The sequence below is a fragment of the Campylobacter australis genome (assembly GCF_050586305.1).
In the GTDB taxonomy this organism is placed as follows: domain Bacteria; phylum Campylobacterota; class Campylobacteria; order Campylobacterales; family Campylobacteraceae; genus Campylobacter_A.
On sequence record NZ_JAXUAA010000008.1, the window covers coordinates 1 to 26,214 of the forward strand.

General features: G+C 37.8%; 28 protein-coding genes, 1 tRNA gene and 1 pseudogene. 19 read left to right on the top strand and 11 right to left on the bottom strand.

Annotated features, from left to right (window positions below):
• The first annotated feature begins 70 nt into the window (after positions 1-70).
• The 11 genes from U5B17_RS08410 to U5B17_RS08460 all read left to right on the top strand — a co-directional run bounded on the left by U5B17_RS08410 (position 71) and on the right by U5B17_RS08460 (position 8,331).
• Positions 71-1,159, top strand: coding sequence for a nicotinate phosphoribosyltransferase (locus U5B17_RS08410; protein ID WP_430804902.1), 1,089 nt, complete (start codon positions 71-73; stop codon positions 1,157-1,159).
• Between the two features lie 81 nt (positions 1,160-1,240).
• On the top strand, positions 1,241-2,113 hold the full coding sequence (locus tag U5B17_RS08415; RefSeq protein ID WP_430804903.1) for a menaquinone biosynthesis family protein: 873 nt from the start codon (positions 1,241-1,243) through the stop codon (positions 2,111-2,113).
• A complete protein-coding gene (fliQ, locus tag U5B17_RS08420) occupies positions 2,113-2,379 on the top strand; it encodes a flagellar biosynthesis protein FliQ (protein ID WP_230057523.1) in 267 nt (88 codons plus the stop codon). The genes U5B17_RS08415 and fliQ overlap by 1 nt, the downstream gene beginning before the upstream one ends.
• Positions 2,376-3,149, top strand: a complete 774-nt coding sequence (locus U5B17_RS08425) for a UDP-N-acetylmuramate dehydrogenase (protein ID WP_430804904.1) — start codon at positions 2,376-2,378, stop codon at positions 3,147-3,149. The genes fliQ and U5B17_RS08425 overlap by 4 nt, the downstream gene beginning before the upstream one ends.
• A 9-nt stretch (positions 3,150-3,158) precedes the next feature.
• A complete protein-coding gene (locus U5B17_RS08430) occupies positions 3,159-3,632 on the top strand; it encodes a hypothetical protein (RefSeq protein ID WP_430804905.1) in 474 nt (157 codons plus the stop codon).
• Between the two features lie 56 nt (positions 3,633-3,688).
• Positions 3,689-4,744, top strand: coding sequence for a recombinase RecA (gene recA / locus U5B17_RS08435; protein WP_430804906.1), 1,056 nt, complete (start codon positions 3,689-3,691; stop codon positions 4,742-4,744).
• Entirely contained in the window at positions 4,744-5,994 is a 1,251-nt protein-coding gene (gene eno, locus U5B17_RS08440) for a phosphopyruvate hydratase (protein WP_430804907.1), read from the top strand. The genes recA and eno overlap by 1 nt, the downstream gene beginning before the upstream one ends.
• Positions 5,991-6,281: a septum formation initiator gene (locus U5B17_RS08445; RefSeq protein ID WP_430804908.1), complete on the top strand. Its 291-nt coding sequence runs from the start codon at positions 5,991-5,993 to the stop codon at positions 6,279-6,281. The genes eno and U5B17_RS08445 overlap by 4 nt, the downstream gene beginning before the upstream one ends.
• A gap of 4 nt (positions 6,282-6,285) precedes the next feature.
• Entirely contained in the window at positions 6,286-7,359 is a 1,074-nt protein-coding gene (locus tag U5B17_RS08450) for a hypothetical protein (RefSeq protein WP_430804909.1), read from the top strand.
• A 54-nt stretch (positions 7,360-7,413) separates the two neighbouring features.
• Positions 7,414-7,504: transfer RNA gene (locus U5B17_RS08455), tRNA-Ser, on the top strand.
• Positions 7,505-8,163: 659 nt separating this feature from the next.
• The gene (locus tag U5B17_RS08460) at positions 8,164-8,331 is read left to right on the top strand and encodes a DUF417 family protein (RefSeq protein ID WP_430804910.1); all 168 of its coding nucleotides are present in this window, start codon (positions 8,164-8,166) and stop codon (positions 8,329-8,331) included.
• Between the two features lie 200 nt (positions 8,332-8,531).
• Here the strand turns inward: U5B17_RS08460 and nhaA are convergent, their stop codons facing one another.
• A complete protein-coding gene (nhaA, locus tag U5B17_RS08465) occupies positions 8,532-9,710 on the bottom strand; it encodes a Na+/H+ antiporter NhaA (protein WP_430804911.1) in 1,179 nt (392 codons plus the stop codon).
• A 145-nt stretch (positions 9,711-9,855) separates the two neighbouring features.
• Between nhaA and U5B17_RS08470 the strand changes: the two genes are divergently transcribed.
• The 5 genes from U5B17_RS08470 to proC all read left to right on the top strand — a co-directional run bounded on the left by U5B17_RS08470 (position 9,856) and on the right by proC (position 16,731).
• Complete coding sequence (locus U5B17_RS08470) at positions 9,856-12,522, top strand: autotransporter domain-containing protein (RefSeq protein WP_430804912.1); 2,667 nt, start codon at positions 9,856-9,858, stop codon at positions 12,520-12,522.
• 119 nt (positions 12,523-12,641) lie between these two features.
• The gene (gene proB / locus U5B17_RS08475) at positions 12,642-13,766 is read left to right on the top strand and encodes a glutamate 5-kinase (RefSeq protein WP_430804913.1); all 1,125 of its coding nucleotides are present in this window, start codon (positions 12,642-12,644) and stop codon (positions 13,764-13,766) included.
• Between the two features lie 11 nt (positions 13,767-13,777).
• Positions 13,778-15,025 (top strand): glutamate-5-semialdehyde dehydrogenase, encoded by a 1,248-nt coding sequence (locus U5B17_RS08480; protein WP_430804914.1) that lies wholly within the window; start codon positions 13,778-13,780, stop codon positions 15,023-15,025.
• Between the two features lie 8 nt (positions 15,026-15,033).
• Positions 15,034-15,942, top strand: a complete 909-nt coding sequence (locus U5B17_RS08485; RefSeq protein WP_430804915.1) for a restriction endonuclease — start codon at positions 15,034-15,036, stop codon at positions 15,940-15,942.
• Between the two features lie 9 nt (positions 15,943-15,951).
• Positions 15,952-16,731, top strand: a complete 780-nt coding sequence (gene proC / locus U5B17_RS08490) for a pyrroline-5-carboxylate reductase (RefSeq protein ID WP_430804917.1) — start codon at positions 15,952-15,954, stop codon at positions 16,729-16,731.
• A gap of 80 nt (positions 16,732-16,811) precedes the next feature.
• Here the strand turns inward: proC and U5B17_RS08495 are convergent, their stop codons facing one another.
• From U5B17_RS08495 to glmM, 7 genes are all read right to left on the bottom strand, one after another.
• Positions 16,812-17,474, bottom strand: coding sequence for a DUF799 domain-containing protein (locus U5B17_RS08495; protein WP_430804919.1), 663 nt, complete (start codon positions 17,472-17,474; stop codon positions 16,812-16,814).
• The gene (locus tag U5B17_RS08500) at positions 17,471-17,839 is read right to left on the bottom strand and encodes a DUF4810 domain-containing protein (RefSeq protein ID WP_430804920.1); all 369 of its coding nucleotides are present in this window, start codon (positions 17,837-17,839) and stop codon (positions 17,471-17,473) included. The genes U5B17_RS08495 and U5B17_RS08500 overlap by 4 nt, the downstream gene beginning before the upstream one ends.
• On the bottom strand, positions 17,836-18,507 hold the full coding sequence (locus U5B17_RS08505) for a CsgG/HfaB family protein (protein ID WP_430804921.1): 672 nt from the start codon (positions 18,505-18,507) through the stop codon (positions 17,836-17,838). Before U5B17_RS08505 ends, U5B17_RS08500 begins: the two co-directional genes overlap by 4 nt.
• Before the next feature lie 61 nt (positions 18,508-18,568).
• Positions 18,569-19,012, bottom strand: a complete 444-nt coding sequence (gene hemJ / locus U5B17_RS08510; RefSeq protein ID WP_430804922.1) for a protoporphyrinogen oxidase HemJ — start codon at positions 19,010-19,012, stop codon at positions 18,569-18,571.
• Positions 19,013-19,021: 9 nt separating this feature from the next.
• Positions 19,022-19,384: an NINE protein gene (locus U5B17_RS08515; RefSeq protein ID WP_430804923.1), complete on the bottom strand. Its 363-nt coding sequence runs from the start codon at positions 19,382-19,384 to the stop codon at positions 19,022-19,024.
• A gap of 92 nt (positions 19,385-19,476) precedes the next feature.
• Positions 19,477-19,932, bottom strand: a complete 456-nt coding sequence (gene lspA / locus U5B17_RS08520) for a signal peptidase II (protein WP_430804924.1) — start codon at positions 19,930-19,932, stop codon at positions 19,477-19,479.
• Positions 19,925-21,265 carry a phosphoglucosamine mutase gene (gene glmM / locus U5B17_RS08525; RefSeq protein ID WP_430804925.1) on the bottom strand — a complete coding sequence of 447 codons (1,341 nt, stop codon included), beginning with the start codon at positions 21,263-21,265 and terminating at the stop codon, positions 19,925-19,927. The genes lspA and glmM overlap by 8 nt, the downstream gene beginning before the upstream one ends.
• Before the next feature lie 276 nt (positions 21,266-21,541).
• Here glmM and rpsT point away from each other — a divergent pair, with 276 nt between their 5' ends.
• Positions 21,542-21,811, top strand: a complete 270-nt coding sequence (rpsT, locus tag U5B17_RS08530; RefSeq protein ID WP_430804926.1) for a 30S ribosomal protein S20 — start codon at positions 21,542-21,544, stop codon at positions 21,809-21,811.
• A 7-nt stretch (positions 21,812-21,818) separates the two neighbouring features.
• Positions 21,819-22,886 (top strand): peptide chain release factor 1, encoded by a 1,068-nt coding sequence (gene prfA, locus U5B17_RS08535; RefSeq protein ID WP_430804928.1) that lies wholly within the window; start codon positions 21,819-21,821, stop codon positions 22,884-22,886.
• 211 nt (positions 22,887-23,097) lie between these two features.
• Here prfA and U5B17_RS08540 read toward each other — a convergent pair.
• The 3 genes and pseudogenes from U5B17_RS08540 to U5B17_RS08550 all read right to left on the bottom strand — a co-directional run.
• A pseudogene (locus U5B17_RS08540) lies at positions 23,098-24,708 on the bottom strand (cation:proton antiporter); the annotation flags it as partial.
• Between the two features lie 87 nt (positions 24,709-24,795).
• Positions 24,796-25,029 (bottom strand): winged helix-turn-helix domain-containing protein, encoded by a 234-nt coding sequence (locus U5B17_RS08545; RefSeq protein WP_430804929.1) that lies wholly within the window; start codon positions 25,027-25,029, stop codon positions 24,796-24,798.
• Positions 25,026-25,394 (bottom strand): diacylglycerol kinase, encoded by a 369-nt coding sequence (locus U5B17_RS08550; protein WP_430804930.1) that lies wholly within the window; start codon positions 25,392-25,394, stop codon positions 25,026-25,028. Before U5B17_RS08550 ends, U5B17_RS08545 begins: the two co-directional genes overlap by 4 nt.
• A gap of 58 nt (positions 25,395-25,452) precedes the next feature.
• On the opposite strand from U5B17_RS08550, the gene U5B17_RS08555 reads away from it, so the two are divergent.
• Positions 25,453-26,211: an exodeoxyribonuclease III gene (locus U5B17_RS08555; protein WP_430804931.1), complete on the top strand. Its 759-nt coding sequence runs from the start codon at positions 25,453-25,455 to the stop codon at positions 26,209-26,211.
• Positions 26,212-26,214 lie beyond the last annotated feature (3 nt).

Here is a 26,214-nt window from a genome sequence, read left to right on the forward strand (position 1 = left end):
CAGTTAGTAGGGGGTATTTACTAAGATATCATTGTATGATGCAAGGATATATAAAAGGACTTAAGCAAAAATGAATGAAATTCAGCTAAAAGAGCAAAAGCTTATAAAAAGGCTTACAAACAAGACATTCAAGTTTGACGAGCGTATAGCTGGTGGATTTTATGCGGCAAATTATTTCCTAAAAGTAAATCACATAATAAAAGACAACTTACCATCTCAAAGCGTTACTATGCAATTTTTTCAAAGAAAAGACAACATTATGCTATGTGGGATTGACGAAAGTATAGCACTTATAAAAGAATTTGGGAAAAATTTAGAGAATTTGGAAATTTTTGCATTAAATGATGGCGACATCATAAGCTCTGGCGAGCCAGTTTTAAAGATAAAAGGCTCATATGAAAATTTTGGCTATTTAGAAAATATCATAGACGCAACCCTATCTCGCAGAAGTTGTGTTGCGACAAATACGATGAAAGCCATCAAAGCAGCAAATACAAAAACAGTATTTAGCATGGCAGATAGAGCTGATGATATAAGTACGCAAATAGGTGATGGCTACGCATCTTATGTCGCAGGGGTTCGCAAAATTTCTACTGACGCACAGGGACTTTGGTGGGGTGGTAAAGGCTTTGGAACTATGCCGCATGCGCTTATTCAAATGTGTGGTGGCGACATACTTAAGGCTTGTGAAATTTATATAAAAACCTTTCCAAATGATCAGCTCACCGCACTTGTTGATTATAATAACGATGTAGTTGTAGACGCCATCAAAGTCGCAAATACCTTTGGCAAAAGACTTGGTGCGGTTAGAGTTGATACATCTAAAAATTTAATCGATAAGTATTTTTTAAACAAAGACACAAGTGGCTTTGACCCGCATGGGGTTTGCAAGGAGCTTATCTTTGCATTGCGTGAAATTTTAGATAAAAATGGACATAAACATGTTAAGATTGTCGTAAGCTCAGGTTTTACACCAGAAAAGATCGCAGAATTTGAAGCTTGCGGTACGCCAGTTGATATTTATGGAGTTGGAGCGTACCTAACCAAAAATGACACATGTAGTTTTACTGCCGATCTTGTTGAGCTAAATGGCAAACCACAGGCAAAATTTGGTAGATGTGAAATAGGATCGGATAGGCTCGAGCTTGTAAAATTTTAAATTTATCATAAAAATAGGTCAAAATTTTTAAATTTAAACCATTTTTAGTTACAATTTAACTAGCAAAATTAAGGAAGTGATTTGAAAAATTTTAAACATATCAGCGTTGCTCATTCGCCAGACGCCGATGATATTTTTATGTATATGGCGGTAAAATTTGGCTGGATAAGTAGTAAAAATTTAAATTTTAGCAACACAGCACTTGATATACAAACCCTAAATGTAGAGGCGCTAAAGGGCACTTTTGAGGCTACCGCTATCAGTTTTGCGCTATATCCGCTTATTAAAAATGACTACGCACTCTTACGCACGGCTGTAAGTTTTGGTGAGGGTTATGGACCAAAGCTTGTTAAGAAAAAAGGTATTTTTTTAAAGAAAAATTTTAAGGTTGCCCTAAGTGGCGAGCATACAAGCAACGCTCTTTTGTTTCGTATCGCTTATCCTGAAGCGCGCATAGTTTATAAAAATTTTCTAGAGATTGAAGGCGCGGTGCTTAGCGGAGAGGTTGATGCTGGTGTGTTGATACATGAAAGCATTTTGAATTTTTCTACTGAGCTTGAAGTTGAGCGTGAAATTTGGGACATCTGGCGTGAGTTTGGAAGCTCTGATTTGCCACTTCCACTTGGTGGTATGGCGATACGCCGAAGCTTGCCGCTAACGGATGCGATTGAGTGTGAAAGAGTGCTTACAAAGGCTGTTTTAATGGCAACTACACACAAGCCACTGCTTTCAAAAATGCTACTAGAGCGAAATCTTATAAGAGTGGGTCAAGATGAGCTAAAAACCTATCTAAATTTATATGCAAACGATAGCTCAGTGAGCATGAGCGAAGCGCAGCTAGACGCTCTAGATACGCTATTTGCTCTTGGAGTAAAGTATGGTTTTTACCATGAGCCTATCAAGGCAAGAGATCATTTGGTGCCAACTGAATATCAAAATTTAAGGTTTAGCTAATGCAAAGCACGCTAGTTTCTTTGGGTGTTGAGACTTTTAAGATAGCTCTTTATCTTAGCCTTCCGATGTTGCTTTGTGGGCTTATAGCTGGCTTACTTATATCGATATTTCAAGCTACAACACAAATAAACGAAACCACTCTAAGCTTTGTGCCAAAGATTATCCTAGTAGTTGCTGTTATCATCTTTTTGATGCCGTGGATGACTTCGATGATGATTGAATTTACGATGCGTACGATAAATCTTATACCAAGCTTTATTAAATGACAAAACTTATAAATTTCGTCAAATACAGCTCTGTGCGTATCGGCGGAGAACATGAAGTTTTAGTGCTTGATGCGCCTTGCAAGCTAGCGTCAGATATTTGCATGATAGGTGGAGCAAACAATTTACTGGTTTCACCGAATCCACCTAAAATGGCGATGCTTGCAGAAAATTTTAACTATATAAATTTAAACGAAAACTGCCTAGAGATCGGTGCAGCGACTAAAAGCGGCATGATATACAACTTTGCTAAAAAGCACGACATCGCTGGCTTTGAGTTTGTTAAGTCCATCCCTGCAACGCTTGGCGGCATGGTTTTTATGAATGCCGGGTTGCTTGGGCTTAGCATTAGTGATTTGCTTACGCATGTGCTACTATATCGTGGCTGGGTGCCAAAAAGTGAGATAAATTTTTCTTACAGACATAGCGGGATATGTGAACCGATATTTGCAGCTCGCTTTGATGTATCGCGTGGATTTGATATTAAATTTGCCGATGAAATTTCAGCCAAGCGTGCAAATCAGCCAAGAGGAGCTAGCTTTGGTAGTTGTTTTGCTAACCCAGTTGGTAACTTTGCTGGCAGGCTTATAGAGGCCGTTGGGCTAAAAGGATATATCGTTGGTGGGGCTAAATTTAGCGAGCAACACGCAAATTTTTTAATAAATTTTAATAATGCCACCTTTGATGACGCCACCACTCTCATCGCCCTTGCGCAAAAGAGAGTTTTTGAGAGTTTTGGCATAGAGCTAAAAACTGAAGTCATAGTGCTTTAAGGTTAAGAGATGAATGAAATGATAAAAGAGCTTCTGACGCTTAGTATAGTTTTTGTTTTGCTTTGTTTTTTTGCGCTTTATAAATCCCGTAAAAATAATCAAAACAAGACTGATAGGGCGCAAGTTTTAAGGCAAATCGGCTCTATTTTTGGTGTAGAGATGAGTCAAAATAGTGTGGCGGAAATTTTAAAAAGTTTAGTTAAGCAAAATTTAGTAAAAAAATTTGATAAAAGTATCAGCGATGTAGACTTTATCGAGCTTGCTGGCGAACAAAATTTTACAAAAATACCAAACCTAAAACACGAAAAACTTAGTGAAAAATTTATAAATCAGTGTGTAAAAAATTTAAAAGAGCCACTTGCCATGGCGCTTTTTTCACTAGATAGCCAAAACTACGCACTTATCTTGCTTGAAAGTAACAAAATAAACGAGCTGGCAGAGCTTGCGGGCGCATTAAATGAGAGTATAATCATTTGTGATTAGGCAAAATTTTAAGTATTTTTAGCTAAAATCAAAGTAAAATTTTATAAAGGTAACAAATGGATGCAGAAAAGCAAAAAGCCCTTGATTTGGCTTTAAAGCAGATCACAAAAGACTTTGGTAAAGGCGCTATGATAAAGCTTGGAGACAAGCAAATAGAGCCGATAGAGTCGATATCTACTGGCTCGATAGGGCTTGACTTGGCACTTGGCATAGGTGGTGTGCCAAAGGGCAGGATCATTGAAATTTACGGACCAGAAAGCTCTGGCAAAACTACACTTACGCTACATATCGTAGCAGAGTGTCAAAAGGCTGGTGGCACATGTGCGTTTATAGACGCTGAGCATGCTTTAGATGTTGCTTATGCTAAAAATTTAGGCGTTGATACAGACAATCTTTATGTTGCCCAGCCAGACTTTGGCGAGCAGGCTCTTGATATGGTCGAAACCATCGCAAGAAGTGGCGCGATAGATGTTATCGTAGTTGATAGCGTTGCGGCTCTTACGCCAAAAACAGAGATAGAGGGCGATATGGGGGATCAGCATGTTGGACTTCAAGCTCGCTTGATGAGTCAAGCTCTGCGAAAGCTTACTGGCATCGTGCATAAGATGGGGACGATGGTTATCTTTATTAACCAAATTCGCATGAAGATCGGCGCGATGGGATATGGCACACCAGAGACCACAACAGGCGGAAATGCTCTGAAATTTTACGCATCTGTGCGTATCGATGTGCGCCGTGTTGCGACACTAAAACAGGCTGAAGAGAGCATCGGCAACCGCGTAAAAGCAAAAGTGGTAAAAAATAAGGTAGCACCTCCATTTAGGATAGCTGAGTTTGATATCATGTTTGGAGAGGGCATTAGTCGCGAGGGCGAGATAATAGACTACGGCGTCAAGCTTGATGTGATAGATAAGAGTGGCGCGTGGTTTAGTTACAAAGCAAGCAAGCTAGGTCAAGGTCGCGAAAACTCAAAAGCTTACCTAAAAGAGCATCCAGAAGTTGCTGAAGAGATCGTATCTACGATTAAAAATTCAATGGGTGTTGCCAAACTTTTAAGCGGTGGTAAAGATGATGACGACAAAAGCGACAACGACGAAAAAGGAGATGAATAATGGTCTATATCGAAGATGTAACAGCACACGAAGTCCTTGACAGCAGGGGCAACCCAACCGTTCGCGCCTGCGTGGTTTTAAGCGACGGCACAACTGCAAGCGCGATCGTGCCAAGTGGCGCAAGTACAGGCAAGCGTGAAGCGCTTGAGCTTCGTGACAAAGACGCTAGATATGCTGGCAAAGGCGTGCTAAAAGCTGTTGCAAATGTAAATGAGCGCATCGCAGAAGCAATCATCGGGCTTGACGCATATAACCAAAAGGCAATAGATGATGAGATGCTAGAACTTGACGGCACGCATAACTACTCAAATTTAGGCGCAAATGCCGTTCTTGGTGTGTCTATGGCAGTAGCTCGTGCCGCAGCACAAAGCCTTAAAATTCCACTTTATCGCTACCTTGGTGGCGCAAACGCATCTATCTTGCCTGTGCCTATGTTTAACATCATAAATGGCGGCGCTCACGCAAATAACAGCGTTGATTTTCAAGAATTTATGATAATGCCTTTTGGCTTTGAAAACTTCTCTGACGCGCTTCGCGCAGCTACTGAAATTTATCACAAGCTAAAAGATATTTTAAACAAGGCTGGACATAGCACGGCTGTGGGTGATGAGGGTGGATTTGCTCCAAATTTAAAGGATAACGAAGAGCCACTCGCGCTTATCATGCAAGCGATAAAGGAGGCTGGCTATGAGGCTGGCAAACAGATAAAACTTGCCCTTGATGTCGCTGCTAGCGAGCTTTACAAAGATGGCAAATACGAGCTTGAAGGTAAAAAATTTACCAGTGAAGAGCTTATCGAAAGATACGCAAATTTATGTGAGAAGTATCCGATATTTTCGATTGAAGATGGTTTAAGCGAAGATGACTGGACAGGTTGGAAAAAGCTAACTGAGCGTTTGGGTGCTAAAGTTCAGCTCGTTGGCGATGATCTTTTTGTAACAAATGAGAAAATTTTGCGCAAAGGTATCGAAAAGGGCGTAGGTAACGCTATCCTTATCAAGCCAAACCAGATCGGCTCAGTGAGTCAAACTATGCAAACCGTTCGCCTAGCACAGCGCAATGGCTATCGTTGCGTTATGAGTCATAGAAGTGGCGAGAGCGAAGATAGCTTTATCGCAGATTTTGCGGTTGCACTAAATACTGGCGAGATCAAAACTGGCGCTACAAGTCGCTCTGAGCGCAACGCTAAGTATAACCGCCTGCTTGAGATCGAGCTTGAGGCTGGTGAGTTTTTGGGAGATAGTATTTGAGTGAAATTTTAAAAGAGTATGACAAGCAGACCCAAACTAAAGCAAAGCGAGCCTACTCTTTTAAGCGATTTTTTGTATATTTTGTGGTTATTTGTGTCATTGTGATGCTTGGAATTTATGTAGGTAATATGTTCTTTGGCAAGCGCTCGCTTGATGTAATGCTTGGTCTTCAGACAAAAAAAGAGCGCTTGATAGAAGATGTTGAGACACTCAAGCGATACAATGCTCAGCTACAAAAAGAGTATTTTGAGCTTAAAGAGCTTGAGCCTGAAAGTGGTAAAAAGTAAAACTATGAAAAAGATTGTGTGTTTTGTTTTGTTTATTTCGTTAGTTGTTGCGCGGGAAAACCCATTTATCCCAACAAATGAGCTAAATACAAGCATTATGACTACAAATTTGACCGAGTCTTACGAGGCTTTAGAGAAGCAAGATGTAAATTTTTCAAAAGATGCAAGCTTGCTTTTAAATATCGTTTTTAACTACCGTGCAAACGATGGAACTATAAGACAAAAAATTATTGACATAAACAAAACTGTTGATAACAACAAAGAGTATATCATCTCAAAAATGGGTATGCTAGAGGCTGATAGTATCCCAAAACTTGATGTGTCAGTAACTATCCCAAAGCAAAAACCACTTGACGCAAACATAACCAAAAAAGGCAAACATGAGCTCTCAGACATACAGACACCAGTCCCTGTAAGCATAAAGCTAGAACCTGTAAAAGTTTCAGACTCAGCTACAACGGTGCCAGTCATAGCCAAAAAAAAGGAGCAAGCGCAAAAACCTGAGCTAACTCCTGCTACAAAAGCTATGGAGATAAATACAACTTTGCCTAGCGATACAAACAATAGCTTAAAAATTTCTACAAAAAAATATGGCGGTACTTCTGTTTTAGCTAAAACTAAAAAAGATGATGTAGTTGTAAAAAATGCAACTAGTACTCAAACAGATAAAAAAACTACACTTGAATACAAGCTGGCAAATAACACAAGTAAGCCTGAGTATTTTGCAAAATCACCAAAACAAAATACAAAAACTACACAAAAAACAAAGTCTAAAGTACTTTTTACTGGGTTAAATTTTATAAAATTTGAGCCTACTCCAAATGGCTTAAAGATTATAACAAAAGATAAAATGATTAAGCATTTTGCTTACGAGCAACACAAAATAGTTATTGACTTTAATGCAAGGCACAAGGCGTTTGCAACCAAAGAGATAGTGTTAAATCATGATAGATTTAAGGATGTAACTATTGGTTGGCATAAAGGCAACTACCGAGCGGTTATCCGCCTGAATGAGCGGTCAGGCTATACCGTTACACCGCTTAAGGATGAGGGCTATATTTTAGAGCTAAAAAGGTAAATTTAAGCCAGAAATTAGTTATGTTTTGCTAAAATCCTATTTCTTATTTAACTTGGACAGATGGGTGAGTGGCTGAAACCACACCCCTGCTAAGGGTGCAGCTCTTAATCGGGGCTCGAGGGTTCAAATCCCTCTCTGTCCGCCACTAATTATTCCCTTAACTTTCTTTTTCTAAAAAACTAAAAAATGCGACTTTTCATTTTTAACATGACTTAAAAATTTTAACCTACTAAATGTCAGCTGTGATCGTATTAACAACCAAAAGTAGTATCTCCATATAAATAGCCCAACACTTAAATTTTTCAAAAATTCATATCAAAATTTTTAGTAACATTTTAATTTAATATCAATTATTAAATTAAAAAATTGTCAAGGAAAAATATGCAAAAATATTTAGAATTTCTAGCAAATTCTCAAAAATGTTTTGTAAATTACATTAGTATTGCCATTTTATTGTAACGGCTTGGATAGACGGACTAAAGTTATTTGGTTCAAAGCCGACACGGTATAGCGCCTTTTGCTACCAATAGTCCGTTTTTAGCTATATGTTAAACAATAAAGATATAGTTGATAACGGCAAAGGCAAAATGGTCGCAGAATATAACTTGCATAAAAACCCCGAAGGCTTAGTCGTGCCTAAAAATATCCAATAGCACAAGAGCAACGGCACATACACAGCTTCATACCTTATAGTCTTTATGATATGCACTATCGATGCTCTTGTTTTGCTTGGTATTTTGTTTTTAAAGCTGGGTTTGTTAAATATTTGCTTACCTTTGGTATGTCCATCGTTACTCTATCATTTTGATAACAACTCCTAAAACTTGGGTTGCAAATCTAGGCGATCTGACGCTAGGAATAACCGAAAGTCCTTTTTATCTTTCAGATACAAACCGCCTTGTTATAAAAGACATCATAATGTCTGTGGATGGCTTAATCGTCGCTTCAAATGTCACACGCTGCATATTTTAAAATGCAAAGGTGCATGCGCTTAGTAAATTTAGCAAGCGTTTTGCTTGCTAAATTTTAACTCTTTTTCTCATTTTCATTAAATAGCAAATTTGGTTAAAATCAGCTCTTTAGCTAACGCTCTTTTTGTCTTAAATAATCTAGCTTTTTAAAACATCTTAAAAACCAGCTATTTTTGATATGACTTTTTAGTCATTAAAAGATCAAAAACCTGAAGGCTCGTTTGTTCTTTTTGATATACGCAAGATTATGTAGCCGACCGCACCAGAGATGAAAGAGCCGATTAATATAGCTAGTTTATCAGTATATGCAAACGCATCAGTGTCTGCATACGCCAAGCCATTTACAAACAAACTCATCGTAAAGCCCACTCCGCAAAGCACTGCCACGCCATAAAGCTGACCCCAGCTAGCACCTTCTGGAAGCTTTGCTAGACCAAATTTTATCGCCAAAAAGCTAAATCCAAAAACCCCAAGCTGCTTGCCGACAAAAAGCCCAAGCATCGTGCCTAAAGCGACAGGCTGTGCAAGCTCACTCATGCTTACACCAGAAAGAGCGATGCCAGCATTTACAAGCGCAAATATCGGCAACACTCCAAACGCAACCCAGCCGTGCAGATCGTGCTCGATGCTTTTTAGCATAGAATTTTGCGGCTCATCCTTAAAGCTTAGAGGTATGAAAAACGCTGCTACCACGCCAGCTAGAGTTGCATGAACGCCAGATTTTAGCACCGCCACCCACATGATAACACCAACAAGCAAATATGCAGCCTTGCTCTTTACGCCCATTTTGTTTAGAACGAAAAGCCCAGCGATACAAATAGCTCCAATACCAAGCGAAAGCACGCTAAGCTCGCTTGTGTAAAATAGCGCGATGATGATTATCGCGCAAAGATCGTCGATGATCGCTAGTGTCATTAAAAAAATTTTAAGCGTTGTCGGCACTCTTGAGCCTAAAAGACTTAAAATTCCAAGCGCAAAAGCTATGTCAGTTGCCGTTGGTATCGCCCAGCCAGAAGCAGCAAAGCTGTCATGTTTTGTGAGTGCGTAAAATATCGCCGCAGGCACGATCACCCCGCCTAGAGCGCCGATAGCTGGAAGTACGATTTGAGATGGATTTCTTAGCTCGCCCTCGCAAATTTCTCTTTTTAACTCAAGCCCTACAAGAAAGAAAAATATCGCCATAAGTCCGTCATTTACCCACAAAATAAGCGGTTTTGACAGCCCAAATTCGCCAAAGCTGATTGTAAATTTCGTCTTTAAAAATTCGTTGTAAAACTCGCTTAAAAAGGTATTTTGACACACAAGAGCGATGATGGTTGCTATCATTAGCAAGATCCCTCCGCTTGCTTCGTTCTTTAAGAATTCTTTAACACTTGACATACTACTTCCATTGAATAAATTTCTTGCCATATTAGCAAAAATAAGCTTAAATTGATAAATCTCTTGTGCTTTAAGTTGATTTTTTTTTTTTTTGTTATATAATAGCTATAGTTTTTATATTAGATATATTTTAAGGAGTTTTATAATGAAATTTTCAAAGATTGCTTGTATCGCGATTATAGGTGCAAGTTTAAGTACAGGTGCGTTTGCTGACCTAAAAGAGGAGATTAAAACAAGAAATGAAGCTGAGGCTAGTTTGGACAGAGTAAAAATGCAATTAAAACAATACTCAGAAGAGATAGACCAGCTAAAAGCACAGCAGGAAAAAGATGAGGAGCAAATTGAGTTAACTAAAGCTCAAGAAGAAAAGGCAACCGCAGAGAAAAAAGCGGCTGATGATGCTTTTGAACAATTAAAAGACCAAGAAACTAAAAAAGCTGCTGAAATTAGTGAACAGTCTAAAATAAAAGAAGATAATTTAAATAAAATACAAGATCCTAAACTAAAAGAAGCTATTAATAATAGAAAAATAGAAGATATTAAAAAAGAGCTAGATGAACTTACTAAGATACAAGATTTTAAAGCGCAAAATGTTGAGGATCTGCGAGAAGAACTAGCCAAAATTCAAAAACAGCTTGGCGATACAACTGACCTTTTAACAGAACAAGAGCAGAGAGTTGAAAGAATAAAACAAGCAGTTGCAGGTGCACAAGAAGATGATATTCCTAACAGTTTGGAAACTATAAATGGTTATATAAAAAATATGAAAGATGAAGTGCAAAAGAATGAAGATGTTGTTAATTCTATTGCAGATAGTACTGAAAGAATTAAACAACTCCAAGGTGAGCGTGAGGAAATAGTTAAAAATTTAGACCAAAAAATGAAAGACCAGGAATCGGCAGATTTGCAGTTAAAGGCAGTTCGGCAGGCTGTGAAAGATGCAGGTAATGCAAAAGAGAAAACAAAAATAGACTTACAAAACGCGGAGGCAAGTTTAAATAACGCGAAAAAGAATATCGAACAAATAGAAAATGACCTAGAAAGAGTCAATCAAGCAATAGAAGAAGAAAAGAAAAAGCTAGGTGACAGCGCTAAACAAGAAGAAAAAAAGGTTATGTATGAAATTTTAGATGATAGCAAAAAGGACTTAGCTCAAAAAGAGGAACAACAGCAGCAAGATGCTAAAAGTCTTCAAGAAGCAAAAGATGAGCTAGCTAGAAAAATAGATGATGTCATAGAACCCGGTGTGTTAAGTCAAGAGGATAAGACACAAGATGGTATAGCCAGAATAAAGCAGGGTTTACATGCTATAAAGACTGAATTACCTGAAGTTGCTAAACAAGATGAAAAAGAAGTTATGTCGCACGCACTCCAAAGCGTAAGAGGACAAGTGGATCCAAATTTAAAAGATATCCATGAAAAATTTAACGAGATCGAAAATAAAATAAATAGCATAACAGATGGTGATATGGCTAATCAAAAAGATAATATAGTTGAAGCCTTAAAAGAGCTTGAGGCATTAGCTGAAGAAAAATTAAATAAAATGAGACCTGCGGATGCTGAGATTGGAGAACTACAAACGAAAGTTAATGATGCATACGATAAGTTGTTGGTAGCAAAGGGAAATATAGAAGATGCAAAAGATGCATTACAAAACGCTAAAAATGGCATGAAGGATGTAGGAGTGTTTGTAGATGCTAAAAATAAACAAGAAGAGCAAGTTGCAGAGGCGTTATTTGATAAAGGTGTAATGACTAGAAAGACACCAGATAGTGACATAGTGGCGATCTCTGACTCGCTTAGCGATGCTAGTGATAATATCCATGCAAATGCCCCAACAAAGATAACTAAATTTAACTCAGAGCTATCTACAAAAACTCGCCTTGCAAAGCTATCAAATCCATTTAATGAAAATTTAGCCTTAGCTTACGCTATAAATAACCTAAAAGGTGATGCTTTTGCTGATAGTGGCGATACTCTTGGCTCAGTAGTTAGAACATATACAGATAGATATAAATACGATAATAACCTATGGGCAAATGCTATCGGTGCAAAAGCAAGCCTAAAAAATGACGCAAAAGCTAAGATGTATGGATTTAGTCTTGGATATGATAAGGTATTTGATGATACTATCGTAGGTGGATTTACAACTCTTGCTAAGTCTAAGCACGAAGATAGAACTTTAACAAACAAAGCAAACAACTATGAGGTAGGTGTATATGCTAGACATTTTATGTATAACCACGAGATAGATACAAAAGTATCTTTTGGTGTAGCTAAAAATAAGACAAATCGTAGCGTAGTTTTATCAAATGGAGTATCTAAAAATGATGGTAAATATACATCAAAATTTGCATCTTTTGACCTTAACTACGGATATGTGTTTGATCTAACAAATGCAGCGTTTATTAAACCTACTGTTGGACTATCTTACCTTTGGCTAAAAAATGGACAGCTAAAAGAAAATGGAAATCTACCTATTAATATAAATGCAAAGAAATATAAAGAGCTTACACTAAATTTAAGTACAGAGATACGCAAGTATGTAGCTGATGGAAGCTATTTTTATATTCAGCCGGGATTTGAGCGTGAAATTTACAAAGCACAAGATGATGCATCTATAAGCTTTGTAGGCTCAAAAAACAATATAGTGTTTGACAAAGATAAATCTAAAAAAGGCTACTTTACCCTACAAACTGGTGCAGAATTTGCTATAACTCCTACCCTATCTACAAATATCAACTTTGGCTTAAAGACCAAAGAGGATGAGAAGTATTATAGTGGCACATTTGGTGTAAGATATAAGTTTTAAAATCTACTTTTAGTGGCAGTTTAAACTGCCACCTTTAAATTTCCATCCCAACTCTTTACATAAAAAGCAAATTTTTACATTAAACCTGCTATTATTTGATGAAATTTTAGGGGCAAAGTATGAGAAAAGAGCTTTTAAAAAACATAAAACGAGTAGTCGTAAAGATAGGTACTTCTACACTTACTAACGATAATGGCTCACTCAATGAACCAAAGATAAAGCAAATCGTAGCAAATTTAAGCAAGTTAAATGATGATATAGATGTAGTTTTTGTTACTTCTGGTGCAGTTGGAGCAGGCATAGGTGAGCTAAAACTAGATAAAAAACCAAAGTCCATAACTGAAAAACAAGCACTAGCAGCCATCGGACAAGTTTCGCTCATACATCTTTATCAAATTTTATTTTGGGCTTATGGTAAAAATATAGCTCAACTTTTGCTCACAAAAGATGATTTTAGCGACCGAAAGAGATATTTAAATATCAAAAATGTTTGCAACTCGCTACTTTCAAAAAAGATAATCCCTATCATAAACGAAAATGACCCAGTCGTAGGCGATGGTATAAAGGGCGTTAAGGTCGGCGATAACGACACGCTTTCAGCCCTTGTTGCAGGGCTTGTGGAAGCGGATTTGCTCATCATTTTAAGCGATATAGACGGACTTTATGATAAAAATCCTAGTGAGTTTAAGGACGCAAAATTTATAAATATCGTAAAAAAGATCGATCAAAATATCAAAAATATGGCGGGTAGCGAGGGCAGTAAATTTGGTACTGGTGGCATGAAAACAAAGATAATAGCTGCTGACATGGCAACTAAGGGCGGAACAAATTTAGTCATATCAAGTGGCTCAAATCCGCAAAATATCGTGAATATAGTCCGTGGCGATGAGATAGGAACACTTTTTTTACGCCAAGACAAAAAGCTAAACTCAAAAAAATACTGGCTGGGTTACGGCTCTGCAAAAAGTGGAGCTATCATCATAGATAGTGGAGCAGAAAATGCCCTAAAAAATGGCAAAAGCTTGTTAAGCGTGGGGATAAAAGATGTTAAGATGGAGTTTGAAAGAGGAGCTGTTGTTGAAATTTTAAACCAAAACTCAGATCTTTTAGCGCGTGGTATTAGCAACTACTCGTCTGCTGAAATAAATCAAATTGCAGGGCGAAAAAGTGATGAGATAGAGGAAATTTTAGGTTACAAATATGACGAAGAGATAGTTCATATAGACAATCTAGCACTTGTTTAGAAAGGTAAAATATGAGTGAAATTTTAAGCTTGGCAAAACAAGCAAAGTTAGCCAGTTTGGCTTTAAAATCCCTACAAACTCGCACGAAAAATGAGATCTTAAACGCCGTAGCAAACGAACTAATCGCCAAAAAAGAGCAGATAAAAGAGCAAAATTTACTCGATCTAAAAAATGGCAAAGATAGCGGTCTAAGTGATGCGTTGCTTGATCGCTTGACGCTAACAGATGCACGCATAGAAGCTATGGCGGCCGGTGTGTTGCAGGTGGCAAATTTAGCTGATCCAGTTGGCGAGATACTTGGCGGTTGGCGACACGAAAATGGTATGCAAATTTCAAAGCTGCGTGTGCCGCTGGGCGTTTTGGGTGTGATTTACGAGAGTCGCCCAAATGTTAGCATCGATGTAGCAGCACTTTCGCTAAAAAGTTCAAACGCTGTTATCTTGCGTGGTTCAGCCAGTGCGCTGCATTCAAATATCGCTTTGAGCGAGCTTTTTAACGCTGTTGGGGCGAAATTTGGCTTGCCAGCTGGTGCGGTTTCGCTCGTGCGAGATACTAATCGCCAAAGCGTTTCTGAGATGATAGGACTAAATGGACTTATCGATGTGCTAATACCGCGTGGCGGCAAGGGTCTTAAAGATTTTATCATGCAAAACGCCACGATTCCAGTCATAGAAACGGGAGCTGGGGTGTGTCATATTTTTGTCGATGAGAGTGCGGATCTAGACGATGCGGTGGCGATTATAAAAAATGCAAAAACCCAGCGTCCAAGCGTATGTAATGCCGTTGAATGCGTGCTTTTGCACGAGCGTGTGGCTGAGAAAATTATGCCTACCCTTATTGCTTCTCTTTCAAATGTGCAAATTCGCTTAGATGAGAAAATTTATGCAAATTTTAGTGGTTTTGAAAATGTCAAAAAGGCTGAAAATAGCGACTTTGGAGTGGAGTTTTTGGATATGATTTTAGCGGTTAAGGTGGTAAAAAATTTAGATGAAGCGATAAATCATATAAACGAGCATTCCAGTGGGCATTCTGACGCGATTTTAAGTGGCGATTATGAGCGAGTGGAGCGGTTTTTAAATTTAGTCGATAGTGCGGTTGTTTATGCGAATGCTTCTACAAGATTTAGCGATGGGGGCGAGTTTGGATTTGGTGGGGAGATCGGCATTTCAACGCAAAAACTACACGCACGCGGTCCGATGGGTCTTAGGGAGCTTACGACTTATAAATACATCGTGCGTGGCGAAGGACAGGTAAGATAAGGGGCGATATGATACCAAGTTATAAGGAGATGATGTTTCCGATATTACAGTTTTTGAGCAAAAGCACAACTGCAGCTCGGCAAGACATTTTAAAATTTGTCGAAAAATATTTTAAACTAAGCGAAATGCAAAAACAAGAACGCACATCAAACGGCACGCTAACATATATAAATCGTGCAGACTGGGCAGTTGCATACTTGGCAAATAACAAACGAATTTTAGAGCTTTCGCAATCAAAAATTCTAGCCAAAAAAACAGCTGGAGTGCGTGGAAGTTACGAGATAACCGAGGCTGGTAAAAAGCTACTAAATCAAAAGGATGCAAAGCAAAAATTTCAAAACTGGTATCAAGATGTTTATGGTGTAAAAATTTCTCCTAATAAAAATAGAGCAAATCAAGATGATGAAAAAACTCCGATAGAAAATATTTTGTCTATATCAAAAGAGCTAACTCAAAATTTAAAATTACAAATTTTAAATGAAATTTCATCTAAAAGTCCAAAATTTTTTGAATTTTTTGTTTTGAGATTGTTTGAAAAAATGGATTACGGTATTGGGCGACTTACAAAAAATGGCTCAGATGGCGGAATAGACGGAGTTATCGACGAGGATGAGCTAGGGCTTTCGCAAGTTTATATCCAAGCAAAGAGTTGGCAAGGCAGCGTATCACGCCCTGAAATTCAGAAGTTTGTCGGAGCAATATCTAATAAAGCAACCAAAAAGGGTATTTTTATCACAACTTCAAATTTTACAAAAGAAGCAATTTCTTATGCAAATGGAATACAAAGCCATACCATAAGTTTAATAGATGGAGATAGGCTATCTGAATTAGCTATCAAATACAAAATTGGCATACAAATTCGTCAAAATATTGAAATTTGTGATATAGATACAGATTTTTTTGATAATGTTTTTTAAGGATTTAAAATGAAAATAGGCTTTATAGGCGCTGGAAATATGGGTTCTGCGATGATAGCAGCTCTTTTTGCAAAAAATAATGCAGAAAAAGTGGTAGTTTTTGCTCGTAGTAAAACAGATGAGATGGCGCAGAAATTTGGCGTTATAGCGGTTAAGGATGAGATAGAAGTTATCAAAAACTCAGATATGATTTTTTTAGCGACCAAGCCAAATACATATGAAAAAATTTTAAATCTGATAAAAAATGAGCTAAAAGATAAAATTTTAATCACACTCGCACCAAATTTTACTATCTCACAAAGCTTAGAAATTTTAGGCAAAACCGCCAAAGTAGCAAGAGCTATGCCAAACACGCCAACAGCCATAGCACAAGGCGTGAGTGCTATAAGTTTTAGCACAAATTTATCTAAAACCAAGCAAGATGAAATAAGAGAAATTTTTCAAAACTTTGGCAGAGTTTATGAGCTAGAAGAGAGCAAATTTGGGGCATTTACAGCGATCGCTGGAAGCTTGCCGGCATATGTTTTTATGTTTATCGAGGCGGTAGCCGATGCTGGGGTAAAAAATGGCATAGCAAGAGAGCAAACTTATGAGATAATCGCTGCAAGTGTAGCAGGATCTGCAAATTTAATGCTAGAAAGCAAAAAACATCCAGCCGTGCTAAAAGATGAGGTCTGCTCTCCGGGCGGAACTACGATAGAAGCTGTTTCTATGCTAGAAAAACTTGGCTTTCGCTCAGCCCTGATCGAAGCCGTGCACGCTTGTGCTAAAAAGGCAAACGGTAGATAGGTTGTATTTAAAATGGTAAGAATTTTAGGTTAAAATTTAAAAATTGTCGGAGGCTAAGTAGGCTTAGTCGCCGACTAAAATTATTTTGTTATTTGCAAATCTTGTCTGTATTTTGGCGAGTAGCTTCCGCGCAACAAACAGTCATAACAGTCTCTAGCAAACAGCATAGAGGTCGCTTGTGCTGACATTTCGTAGCCTTTATCTGATATTGTATCTGCTATTTGTGTTATCATCGCAGAGATCACCATCCCAAGTAATCCAGAGTTGCCACTTCCTGAATCTTGCTGTGCGGTTATGCTCTTTTCCCAAAGTGTGTTTGCGGTATTTGCATCAATTAGCTTTGCATAAAGAGACACTGATGTTTTGCTATTTATAAGCTGGTAAGATGTGCCATATTGCGTTACATTTATATACAAAACGGCGTCAGGGTTAAAAATTTTCTTTAATTTTGATAGTGGAACTTGGGCTATCTCGCTTGGTTCGCTTATGCCGTTTGCTTTAAATGTTTCATAAACTAAAGCCATAGGAAATACATAGTAGCCAGCCTCTGCAAGAGGCACCAACGAATTTGAGACAACTGCTGCCGATGCCCTTATTTCGGTAGTTTCGTTTGTTGGCATTAAAACTAGGATTGAGCGAGGGTTGCTTTGTATAAAATTTGAATAATCATAAGCTTTGGGTGAAGCACAAGCAACGAAAAATAGCAAGATAAATGATAAAAATATAGCTTGCAAAATTTTCATTTTTCTACCTTTTTCGTCTTATTTTGTGTTAGTAAAAACTCTATGTAGTTTTTAGCCTCTGGATATAGCTCAACTTCTTTAGAAAAGTAGCCTTGCATCTGCTTTGTATTTCCTAAATTTGAGTACAAAAGCCCAAGATGTGCGTAAAGTCCAGGTGGGACTTTCGCATTTTTTGTATATGCATTTTGTACAGATTTTTCAAGCATAGAAATTTGTTCTTGTGGACTGTATTCATCATTTAGATAGCTGTAAAGCGATGATGAATATGAGCCGTCCCAGTGATAAAGCGGTGGAGTTGATGAAGTACTGCAACCAGCAAAAACAACTACTACAGAGGCTACTAGCAAGGCTTTTTTGTATATCATTTTACTGACCAAGCACCACTTTCAAGACCGTTTACTAGATTATCAACAGCTTCTCTTATGGCAAGGCTTAAAACTTTACCATTTAGCGTAGAGTCATAACCTGCTGTGCCACCAAAACCAATGATCTCACGGTTGCTTAGCTCATATTCACCAGCCCCCTGAGCAGAATAAACAACTTCGGCAGTAGCTGCGCTCACTACATTTAGATTTACCTTTGCGTATGCTACTTGTGTTTTGCCTTTGCCAAGTATGCCCCAAAGTTGCATATCCCCTACAGTTTTTCTACCAAATTCTGTTACATCACCAGTGATAACATATTTTGCACCTTTGAAATTTGCGTTGGTTTTGCTTAGTGCATTCTCCTCTTTTAAGATTTTCATATTTGTGCGCTCTAAAACATTAAATCTACCGCTATCTCGCAAATTTGTTACAAGTATCGTGCTAGCTTGATTGCCAAGTCTATCCTCTCCATCGCTAAAAATTCCATTTTGATAAGATGATTGGTTGTTAAACCTTCCTACTGAAACAGTGTGTTTCTCGCCATGATATACAGTTTGGGCTGATTTTAGTTTTGGAGTTTCAACAGCTCTTGACTTTTCAGACGCACAACCAGAAAAAAGAACTAAAGATGCAAGAAGTGCGACTTTGGCATAGGTTTTTATACTCATTTTATATCCTTTGTTTTAGTAATCTTTCTCAAAATGATAGCAAAATTTATTTAAAATTTTGTTAAAATGGTTTAAAGACTATCATCCATATAATGACTATCATTGCGACCGTTGGCACTTCGTTGTAAGCGCGAAAAAACATTCCGTCTTTTGTACAGCGCTTTTCTTTAAGCGCACGCATGTAGTATCCTAGGTGCAGGTGATATGCTGCCATTAGCACGACAACTGTCAGTTTTACATGTATGTAGCCACTTTTAAGTAAGCTAGGCATCGTAAGAAGTATTAGCGCACCAGTCGCAAAAGAGCCAATCAGTGCGATCCAGCCGATGTAGTGATACATCTTATACTCCATCACTTCAACGACTTTAACAAACTCTGGTTTGTCCATATTTTCGGCATGATAGACATAAAGTCTTGGCTGATAAAATAGCATCGCCATCCACGAAACAAAAAAAATGTAGTGTGCGAACCTAAAATAGTTGTAATAATCCGCAAAAATTTCCATAAATTCCCCTTATCTAAATAAAATTTCTTTTCTAGCTTCAAACTCAGCTTTTGTGATCTCACCGCGCTCGAATTTCTCGTAAAGTACGCGCAGATCATCAGCTAAAGACTTATTTTTTAGCTCATTTTTCATATTTTGTTTTAATAAATTTTCATCGACCATTCGCCCTGTGGCAAAAACATCAAAAAGCCACCAAATTCCCCAAATCGCCCACGGTATAAATCCAATAAAGAAAAACCAATAGGTTGTAGAACCTAAGAAAAATAGAGCCATCTGTGCAAAACCACTGATAAATCGCCCAAGATAAAGCCTGTGCGCACCAAGCCAGCCGAGGAAAAACCAAAGAGCATAGGCTATAAATATATTATTCAACTATCATCCTTTATGGATAAATTTGCCAAATTTTCAAAGCCACGCTGCTTTGTTTGGGCTGCATAAATTTAACATAAAATTTTAAATTATGACTAAATTTTAGCAACTTTTTTTGTTCGCCAGCTTTGCCAAAGTATTAACGCGACACCAAAATTTATCATCACATCAGCAAAGTTAAACACCGCAAATTCAAACCACTTATGCCAAAAAATGTAATCCACTACACCACCGTTGATAAAGCGGTCAAGCACATTTGAACAGCCCGCGCCAAATATGATCGCCACCGCACTTGTGTGCGAACGCAAAATTTCACGCTCTCGCACGAGATAAAGTAGTGCAATGGCTAGTAATGCAACTTGGATGAGTTTTAAATTTTCACCCAAAAAGGCAAACATCGAAAATGCCACACCCTTATTGTATGTCAAAATAAGCGAAAAATACTCTCCATCATAGTGTCCATAACCTTGTACATATGCCCATTTTATCGCTTGATCTATAACAAAAATGGACGCAAAAATAGCTAAAAATTTAACTAAAATTTTACGCATTTAAGGCTTTTATAAAAAATTTCTCAACTTCATCCATTCGTTTTTCAACCAGTGCTTGGTTTTTGCCTTCTAAAAGTAGGCGGATTAAATTTTCTGTGCCAGAGTAGCGAAACAGCGAGCGTATGCCGTCTTTTGCAAGGCTTGCCTCAAGCTCTTTTATCCCAGCTATGCTATCTAGCGGCTTTTTCTCTGTGATTTTTAGATTTAGTAAAATTTGCGGATATGGTGTGAGAGAAGAGAAAATTTCGCTAGCTTTTTTGCCTTTTTTAAGTAACATGGCAACTACTTGCATGGCTGTTACTAGCCCATCGCCAGTTTTAGCAAAGTCGCTAAATATCACATGTCCACTTTGCTCGCCGCCAAAATTTATCCCCTCTTTTTTCATAAGCTCAAGGACATATTTGTCCCCAACATTTGCGCGAAATAGCTTTAGCTTGTGCTTGCCAAGATAGTCCTCTAGTGCAGCATTGCTCATGATTGTAGCGACTACGCCGCCGCCTTTTAGCATCTTTTGCTCGTGTAAAAATACACCAAGAATGCCCAGTATTGCATCTCCATGCACGATTGCACCAGTTTCATCAACTACAACCAGCCTATCAGCATCTCCATCAAATGCAAAGCCGATGTCAGCACGCAAGCGCTTTACTTCATCGGCTAGTTCTTCAGGATGTAGTGCGCCACAGCTTTGGTTAATGTTTGAGCCATTTGGCTGTCTGTTTAATACTATAACATCAGCCCCAAGCTCGCTAAATACAGTAGGAGCTACCTTGTATACAGCCCCATTTGCCACATCCAAAACGACACGCAATTTTTTAAGATTTAACTCTTTTGGAAAAGAGTTTTTTATTTGAACTATGTATCTTCCGATAACATCATCTATACGCTTGTTTGCGCCTATTGCTTCCATAGTTTTTTGAGCATTTGCGATAGCCTCATCATCAAAATAAATTTTTTCTATCTCACGCTCAATATCCTCTTCTAGTTTGTCGCCATTGTGGTTGAAAAATTTAATACCATTATCGTAATAAGGATTATGACTTGCGCTTATCATTATACCAGCATCACAGCGCATATCTTCAGTCAAAAAAGCAACCGCAGGGGTTGGCATAGGACCTATCTGTAAGACATTGTATCCAACTGCTGTAAGACCAGCTACGATAGCCGTTTCTATCATATATCCGCTTTTTCTTGTATCTTTGCCGACTAGGATTGTATTTGTTGAACTATCTTTGCGAAAGTAAATTCCAGCTGCCATCGCTAGACGCATCGCTGTTTGAGCGGAGAGTTTTTCTCCGGCCTTTCCACGAACGCCATCAGTACCGAATAATTTCATTTTCTACCTTTCATGCATTATTTTTTTGTGCTATACGGCGTTTCAAAATTTTACCAAATTTAGTAACACAGCGCGCACGAGCTCCTTTATTTGGCTTGTTTTTGCCTTATCTAGCGCAAAAATACTACCGCCTCTTCTTATTATTTTAAAATTTTTGGCTATAATTGTATCAAAATTTTTCAAATTTTACTTCATTTTTAAAATTCACTTAAATTAAGCACAATTTAAAACTAAATTTTATATAATCACGGACTAATTTTATAAAAAGGTAATTTAATGGCAAATCACAAATCTGCTGAAAAAAGAGCTAGACAGACGATTAAGAGAACTGAGAGAAACAGATTTTACCGCACAAGACTTAAAAATATAACAAAAGCTGTTGTGGTGGCTGTTGAAGCAAAAGATATAAATGCCGCAACTGAGGCACTAAAAGTAGCAAACAAAAGCCTACACAGTTTCGTAAGCAAGGGCTTTTTGAAAAAACAAACAGCTTCACGCCGTGTCGGTCGTTTAGCTAAACTTGTAAATACTCTAAAAATCGCATAATTATTTAATGCTAGCAAGCAAACTCCAGCCATTTTTGGATCGCTATAACGAAATTTCAACGCTTTTAAGCGATCCAGATATTATCACAGATATAGAAAAGATGACTAAACTTTCAAAAGAGCAGTCATCTCTTGAGGCGATCAAGGAGGCTGCTAGTGAGTATTTACAAACCTTAAATGATATCGAGGAGAATAAAAATTTACTCGATGATGCCGAGCTTGGCGATCTAGCCAAAGAGGAGCTAAAAAGCGCTCAATCTCGCAAAGAAGAGCTAGAAAATGAGATCAAAATTCTCCTACTTCCAAAAGATCCAAATGATGATAAAAATATATTTCTAGAGATTCGTGCTGGTACTGGCGGAGATGAGGCTGCTCTTTTTGTGGGCGACTTATTTAACGCGTATATACGATATGCTGAGCTTCGCGGATGGAAATTTGAGATAGTAAGTCAAAGTGAAGGTAGTGTGGGGGGATTTAAAGAGATTATCTTGCTCGTTAAGGGCGCTGGCGCATACTCTCGTATGAAATTTGAAGGCGGCACACATAGAGTTCAGCGTGTTCCAGAGACTGAAAGTCAAGGTAGGGTACATACTTCCGCTGTTACTGTGGCTATCATGCCAGAGGTTGAAGATAGTGAGGTTCAGATTGCTGAGAAAGATCTTCGAATAGATGTTATGCGCAGTTCAGGTCATGGCGGACAATCTGTAAATACTACCGATAGTGCCGTTCGTATCACGCATATACCGACTGGTATTGTTGTAACAAACCAAGACGGAAAAAGCCAGCATAAAAACAAAGAGGCTGCGATGAAAGTTCTAAAAGCTAGGCTTTATGAGATGCAAGAGCAAGAGCGCCTTGAAAAAGAGATGAGTGAGCGAAAAAGTCAGGTAGGTACTGGAGATAGAAGCGGTCGTATCCGCACATACAACTTCCCGCAAAATCGCATAAGCGACCACCGCATAAACTTAACACTTTATCGTCTTGATGCTATAATGGCTGCTGGGCTGTTTGATGAGATCATCGAGCCGCTTATCGCTCACCATCAAAGTGAAGCGTTACTGGCAGCTGGGCTTTAATCAAACTTACACAACAAAACATCTATTTAAACGCTATAAAATTTAAAAATAAAGTTTTTATAAACTTGCTATTCTTAAAATTTTTGCGGACTTTATAATTTTATTTACAATTTCTGCAAAAATATGAAAAACTTTAATCAAATGATCTTAAGAAATTTGCTTTTACCACTTCATCATCGGTGACTTTAGTAAAGTGGTGCTTTGTTGTGCCTATTTGACACTCAAGCGCGCGCCTTACCATTATTTCGCCAAGCGCCTTTTCTTGCTTTACAAAGTAGAAATTTTGCCCCAGATCATCAAACATTTTCTCGCGACGCTCTTGTTCGCTTATCATCATGACGGTTTGAATTCTTTCTGTATATCCTGAAACAGTTTTTGTGATAAGCTCAAGCTTTTGTTCGTTTGAAACAGCGATTATTACGGCAGCTGCACTTCTTACGCAGGCGTATTCAAAAGTATGATCTTGAAAGGCATTTCCTAAAAATACATTTTCACCGCGACTTCTACCAAGCTCAACGAGCCCTAAATCGCTCTCTATAACAAGGTATGGTAGATGTCTAGCCTTAACTTGCAAGACTATTTCTTGACCTAGGTTTCCATAGCCAAAGATAACGATATGGTTTGAAATTTTCTGCTGTTTTATTGTCTGTTCTGGTTCGATAATTATCTCTTTTTCTATTTTATCGGCTACAAAATTTAACTTTTTAAGTATAAAAGGGGTTAAAAACATAGATATAACACATGAGGCGATTAGAATTTGTGATGTTTTAGGGTCCAGCAAACCACGAGTTGTCATAAGTCCAAAGACAGCTAGTGCAAATTCTCCTATCTGCGCTATAGTAACAGCTGTTTTAAATGAAACTCGCAGGGTCTGATATGTGCGAAGTATGCAAAATATAACAATCGCCTTTGTAAACATCGCACAAATGCCGATAAAAAGGATTATGAAGATGTTTGATGCGATGACTGGTATATTAATTTGCATGCCGATACTGATAAAAAATATGCCAAGTAAAATGTCGCGAAATGGGATGAGGTCGGCTTCTATTTTATGCTTGTGTTCAGTTTCTGCTATCATCATTCCCGCCAAAAATGCACCTAGCGAGAATGAAAAGCCAAGAGTATTTGCAAGCGCGCTTGATCCAACAACCATAAAAAATACTGTGGCGATGAAAATTTCTTGTGAGTTTGTTTGAATAACTTTATTTAAAAGCCAGTTTACTAGGTATTTTCCAACTATATAAAGCATAATTATAAGCAAGAGTGCGCCAAGGAAAGTGCGTAAAAGTAGCTCGTTTAACGAAGTTTGAGATGAGCTTAGCATATCAACCATGATAAGTATCGGTATCACGGCAATATCTTGAAATATTAAAATTCCAAGTGATTTTCTACCGTATCTTTGTGTGATGTCGCCGCTATCATTTAAAATTTTAAGCACTATGGCTGTTGATGAAAGTGCGAGTGCAAGCCCAACTATAATGGCATTATCTGTTTCTAAGTTAAGCGTATAATAGACAAAAACAGCAAGCAAAGCACCCGAGATAAAAACTTGCAAGCTTCCATTTACAAAAACCTCATTTTTCATCTTTAAAAGATGCTTGAAGCTAAATTCAAGACCTATTGTAAACATTAAAAATACTATGCCAAATTCTGCGATATGTACGAGTGAGTCACTACTTTTTAGATTAAAAAATTCAGAGATTACGGTTCCTGTTATGATGTAGCCGATGATGGTTGGTATCTCATACCTTTTAAGAATAACATTTAAAATAATGCTTAAAAAAACAGTTAGTAAGAAGGCGGGCAGGAAATGCTCGAACATTTTTTCCTCAAATTTGTGAAGTTTAAGTAATATTTTAACGTATTTTATTTTAAATTTATTTAAAGTTTTTATATTTTTATCTAAAATTTACATTCGAAAATGATAAATTCCATTTTTTACTCTCTTAAAAATTTTCTTATTTTCAAGAATTTTTAGTGTGTTTATGGTGGTTGGTTTGCTGACATTTAGCTTTGTGCAAATTTCATTTACGGTAGTGCTTACAAAGCCATTTTCATCGCTATTTTGTAGTAAAAACTCCAAAATTTCAAGCTTTTTTTCGCCAAGAATAGCAGCAAAAATCAGCCTTTCTCTCTCACTCATAACACACCAAATTTTACAAGTATAGCATATATCCAAAGTGTTGCGCAGAGAATATTGCAAAACATTACAGCAGCACTTGCTGCATCTTTTGCCGCACCAGCCAAAGGGTGTAAGTCTGGGCTTGCTAGATCTACTACTCGCTCGATGGCTGAGTTTATACACTCGCAAACTAAAACTAAAATCATAGAAAAAATCAAAAATAAATTTATTAACAACCCAAAATCCAAGACAAAAAGCAAACAAAAACCAAGCAAAAAAGTATATAGCTCAAGCCTAAAACTACTTTCGTTTTTAAAAATATCCTTAAATCCAGCCATTGCATAGCCCCAGTTTTTAAAGAATTTATATCTTGGTTGGTTTCTCACGCTTTGCCTTTTTAAAATTTATACGCTATTATACCAGACAAAAATAAAAGGATAAAATTTGAAACTAATTAGTTGGAATGTAAATGGACTTCGTGCCGTGGTTGCAAAGGATGGATTTGCTTGGCTTGAAAATTTTGGTGCGGATTTTGTTGGTTTGCAAGAGATAAAGGTCAAAGATACTGATGTGCCAAGCCAGATGTATAAGCTTGGCTTTTCTGATATTAGCGTAAATTCGGGTGGGAGATCTGGGTATTCTGGCGTGATGAGTTTAAGTAAATTTGATATGCATACGCAAAAATCTGCCTTTTTTAATGATATCGAGGGGCGAGTTTTGGAGCATAGGTTCGGCAATGTGGTACTTTTTAATATCTATTTTCCAAATGGACAAAAGGATGATGAGCGACTAGAATACAAGATGAAATTTTATGAAAATTTTTTAAAATACATAAACGAACTTACTGCAAGTGGCAAGGATGTGATATTTTGCGGCGATGTTAATACTGCTCACAAAGAGATAGACTTAAAAAATCCAAAGGCAAATTCTAAGACTTCTGGCTTTTTGCCTATCGAGCGTGAGTGGATAGATAGAGTCGTACAAAGTGGCTTTATCGACACATTTCGCTACATGAATGGCGATAAGAGCGATGCTTACTCGTGGTGGAGCTATCGTTTTAATGCAAGGGCAAAAAATGTTGGCTGGAGGATTGATTATTTTTTCATCTCAGCTAGCTTAAAAGAGCGTCTAAAAGATGCCTTTATCTTACCTGAGATAATGGGAAGTGATCACTGCCCTGTTGGTATAGAGATAGAAATTTAGCCA

Coding starts and splice junctions, on each gene's coding strand:
- U5B17_RS08410 (WP_430804902.1), top strand. CDS start 71: ATGAATGAAATTCAGCTAAAAGAGCAAAAGCTTATAAAAAGGCTTACA.
- fliQ (WP_230057523.1), top strand. CDS start 2,113: ATGCAAAGCACGCTAGTTTCTTTGGGTGTTGAGACTTTTAAGATAGCT.
- U5B17_RS08425 (WP_430804904.1), top strand. CDS start 2,376: ATGACAAAACTTATAAATTTCGTCAAATACAGCTCTGTGCGTATCGGC.
- U5B17_RS08430 (WP_430804905.1), top strand. CDS start 3,159: ATGAATGAAATGATAAAAGAGCTTCTGACGCTTAGTATAGTTTTTGTT.
- recA (WP_430804906.1), top strand. CDS start 3,689: ATGGATGCAGAAAAGCAAAAAGCCCTTGATTTGGCTTTAAAGCAGATC.
- eno (WP_430804907.1), top strand. CDS start 4,744: ATGGTCTATATCGAAGATGTAACAGCACACGAAGTCCTTGACAGCAGG.
- U5B17_RS08450 (WP_430804909.1), top strand. CDS start 6,286: ATGAAAAAGATTGTGTGTTTTGTTTTGTTTATTTCGTTAGTTGTTGCG.
- nhaA (WP_430804911.1), bottom strand. CDS start 9,710: ATGTCAAGTGTTAAAGAATTCTTAAAGAACGAAGCAAGCGGAGGGATC.
- U5B17_RS08470 (WP_430804912.1), top strand. CDS start 9,856: ATGAAATTTTCAAAGATTGCTTGTATCGCGATTATAGGTGCAAGTTTA.
- proB (WP_430804913.1), top strand. CDS start 12,642: ATGAGAAAAGAGCTTTTAAAAAACATAAAACGAGTAGTCGTAAAGATA.
- U5B17_RS08480 (WP_430804914.1), top strand. CDS start 13,778: ATGAGTGAAATTTTAAGCTTGGCAAAACAAGCAAAGTTAGCCAGTTTG.
- U5B17_RS08485 (WP_430804915.1), top strand. CDS start 15,034: ATGATACCAAGTTATAAGGAGATGATGTTTCCGATATTACAGTTTTTG.
- proC (WP_430804917.1), top strand. CDS start 15,952: ATGAAAATAGGCTTTATAGGCGCTGGAAATATGGGTTCTGCGATGATA.
- U5B17_RS08495 (WP_430804919.1), bottom strand. CDS start 17,474: ATGAAAATTTTGCAAGCTATATTTTTATCATTTATCTTGCTATTTTTC.
- U5B17_RS08500 (WP_430804920.1), bottom strand. CDS start 17,839: ATGATATACAAAAAAGCCTTGCTAGTAGCCTCTGTAGTAGTTGTTTTT.
- U5B17_RS08505 (WP_430804921.1), bottom strand. CDS start 18,507: ATGAGTATAAAAACCTATGCCAAAGTCGCACTTCTTGCATCTTTAGTT.
- hemJ (WP_430804922.1), bottom strand. CDS start 19,012: ATGGAAATTTTTGCGGATTATTACAACTATTTTAGGTTCGCACACTAC.
- lspA (WP_430804924.1), bottom strand. CDS start 19,932: ATGCGTAAAATTTTAGTTAAATTTTTAGCTATTTTTGCGTCCATTTTT.
- glmM (WP_430804925.1), bottom strand. CDS start 21,265: ATGAAATTATTCGGTACTGATGGCGTTCGTGGAAAGGCCGGAGAAAAA.
- rpsT (WP_430804926.1), top strand. CDS start 21,542: ATGGCAAATCACAAATCTGCTGAAAAAAGAGCTAGACAGACGATTAAG.
- prfA (WP_430804928.1), top strand. CDS start 21,819: ATGCTAGCAAGCAAACTCCAGCCATTTTTGGATCGCTATAACGAAATT.
- U5B17_RS08545 (WP_430804929.1), bottom strand. CDS start 25,029: ATGAGTGAGAGAGAAAGGCTGATTTTTGCTGCTATTCTTGGCGAAAAA.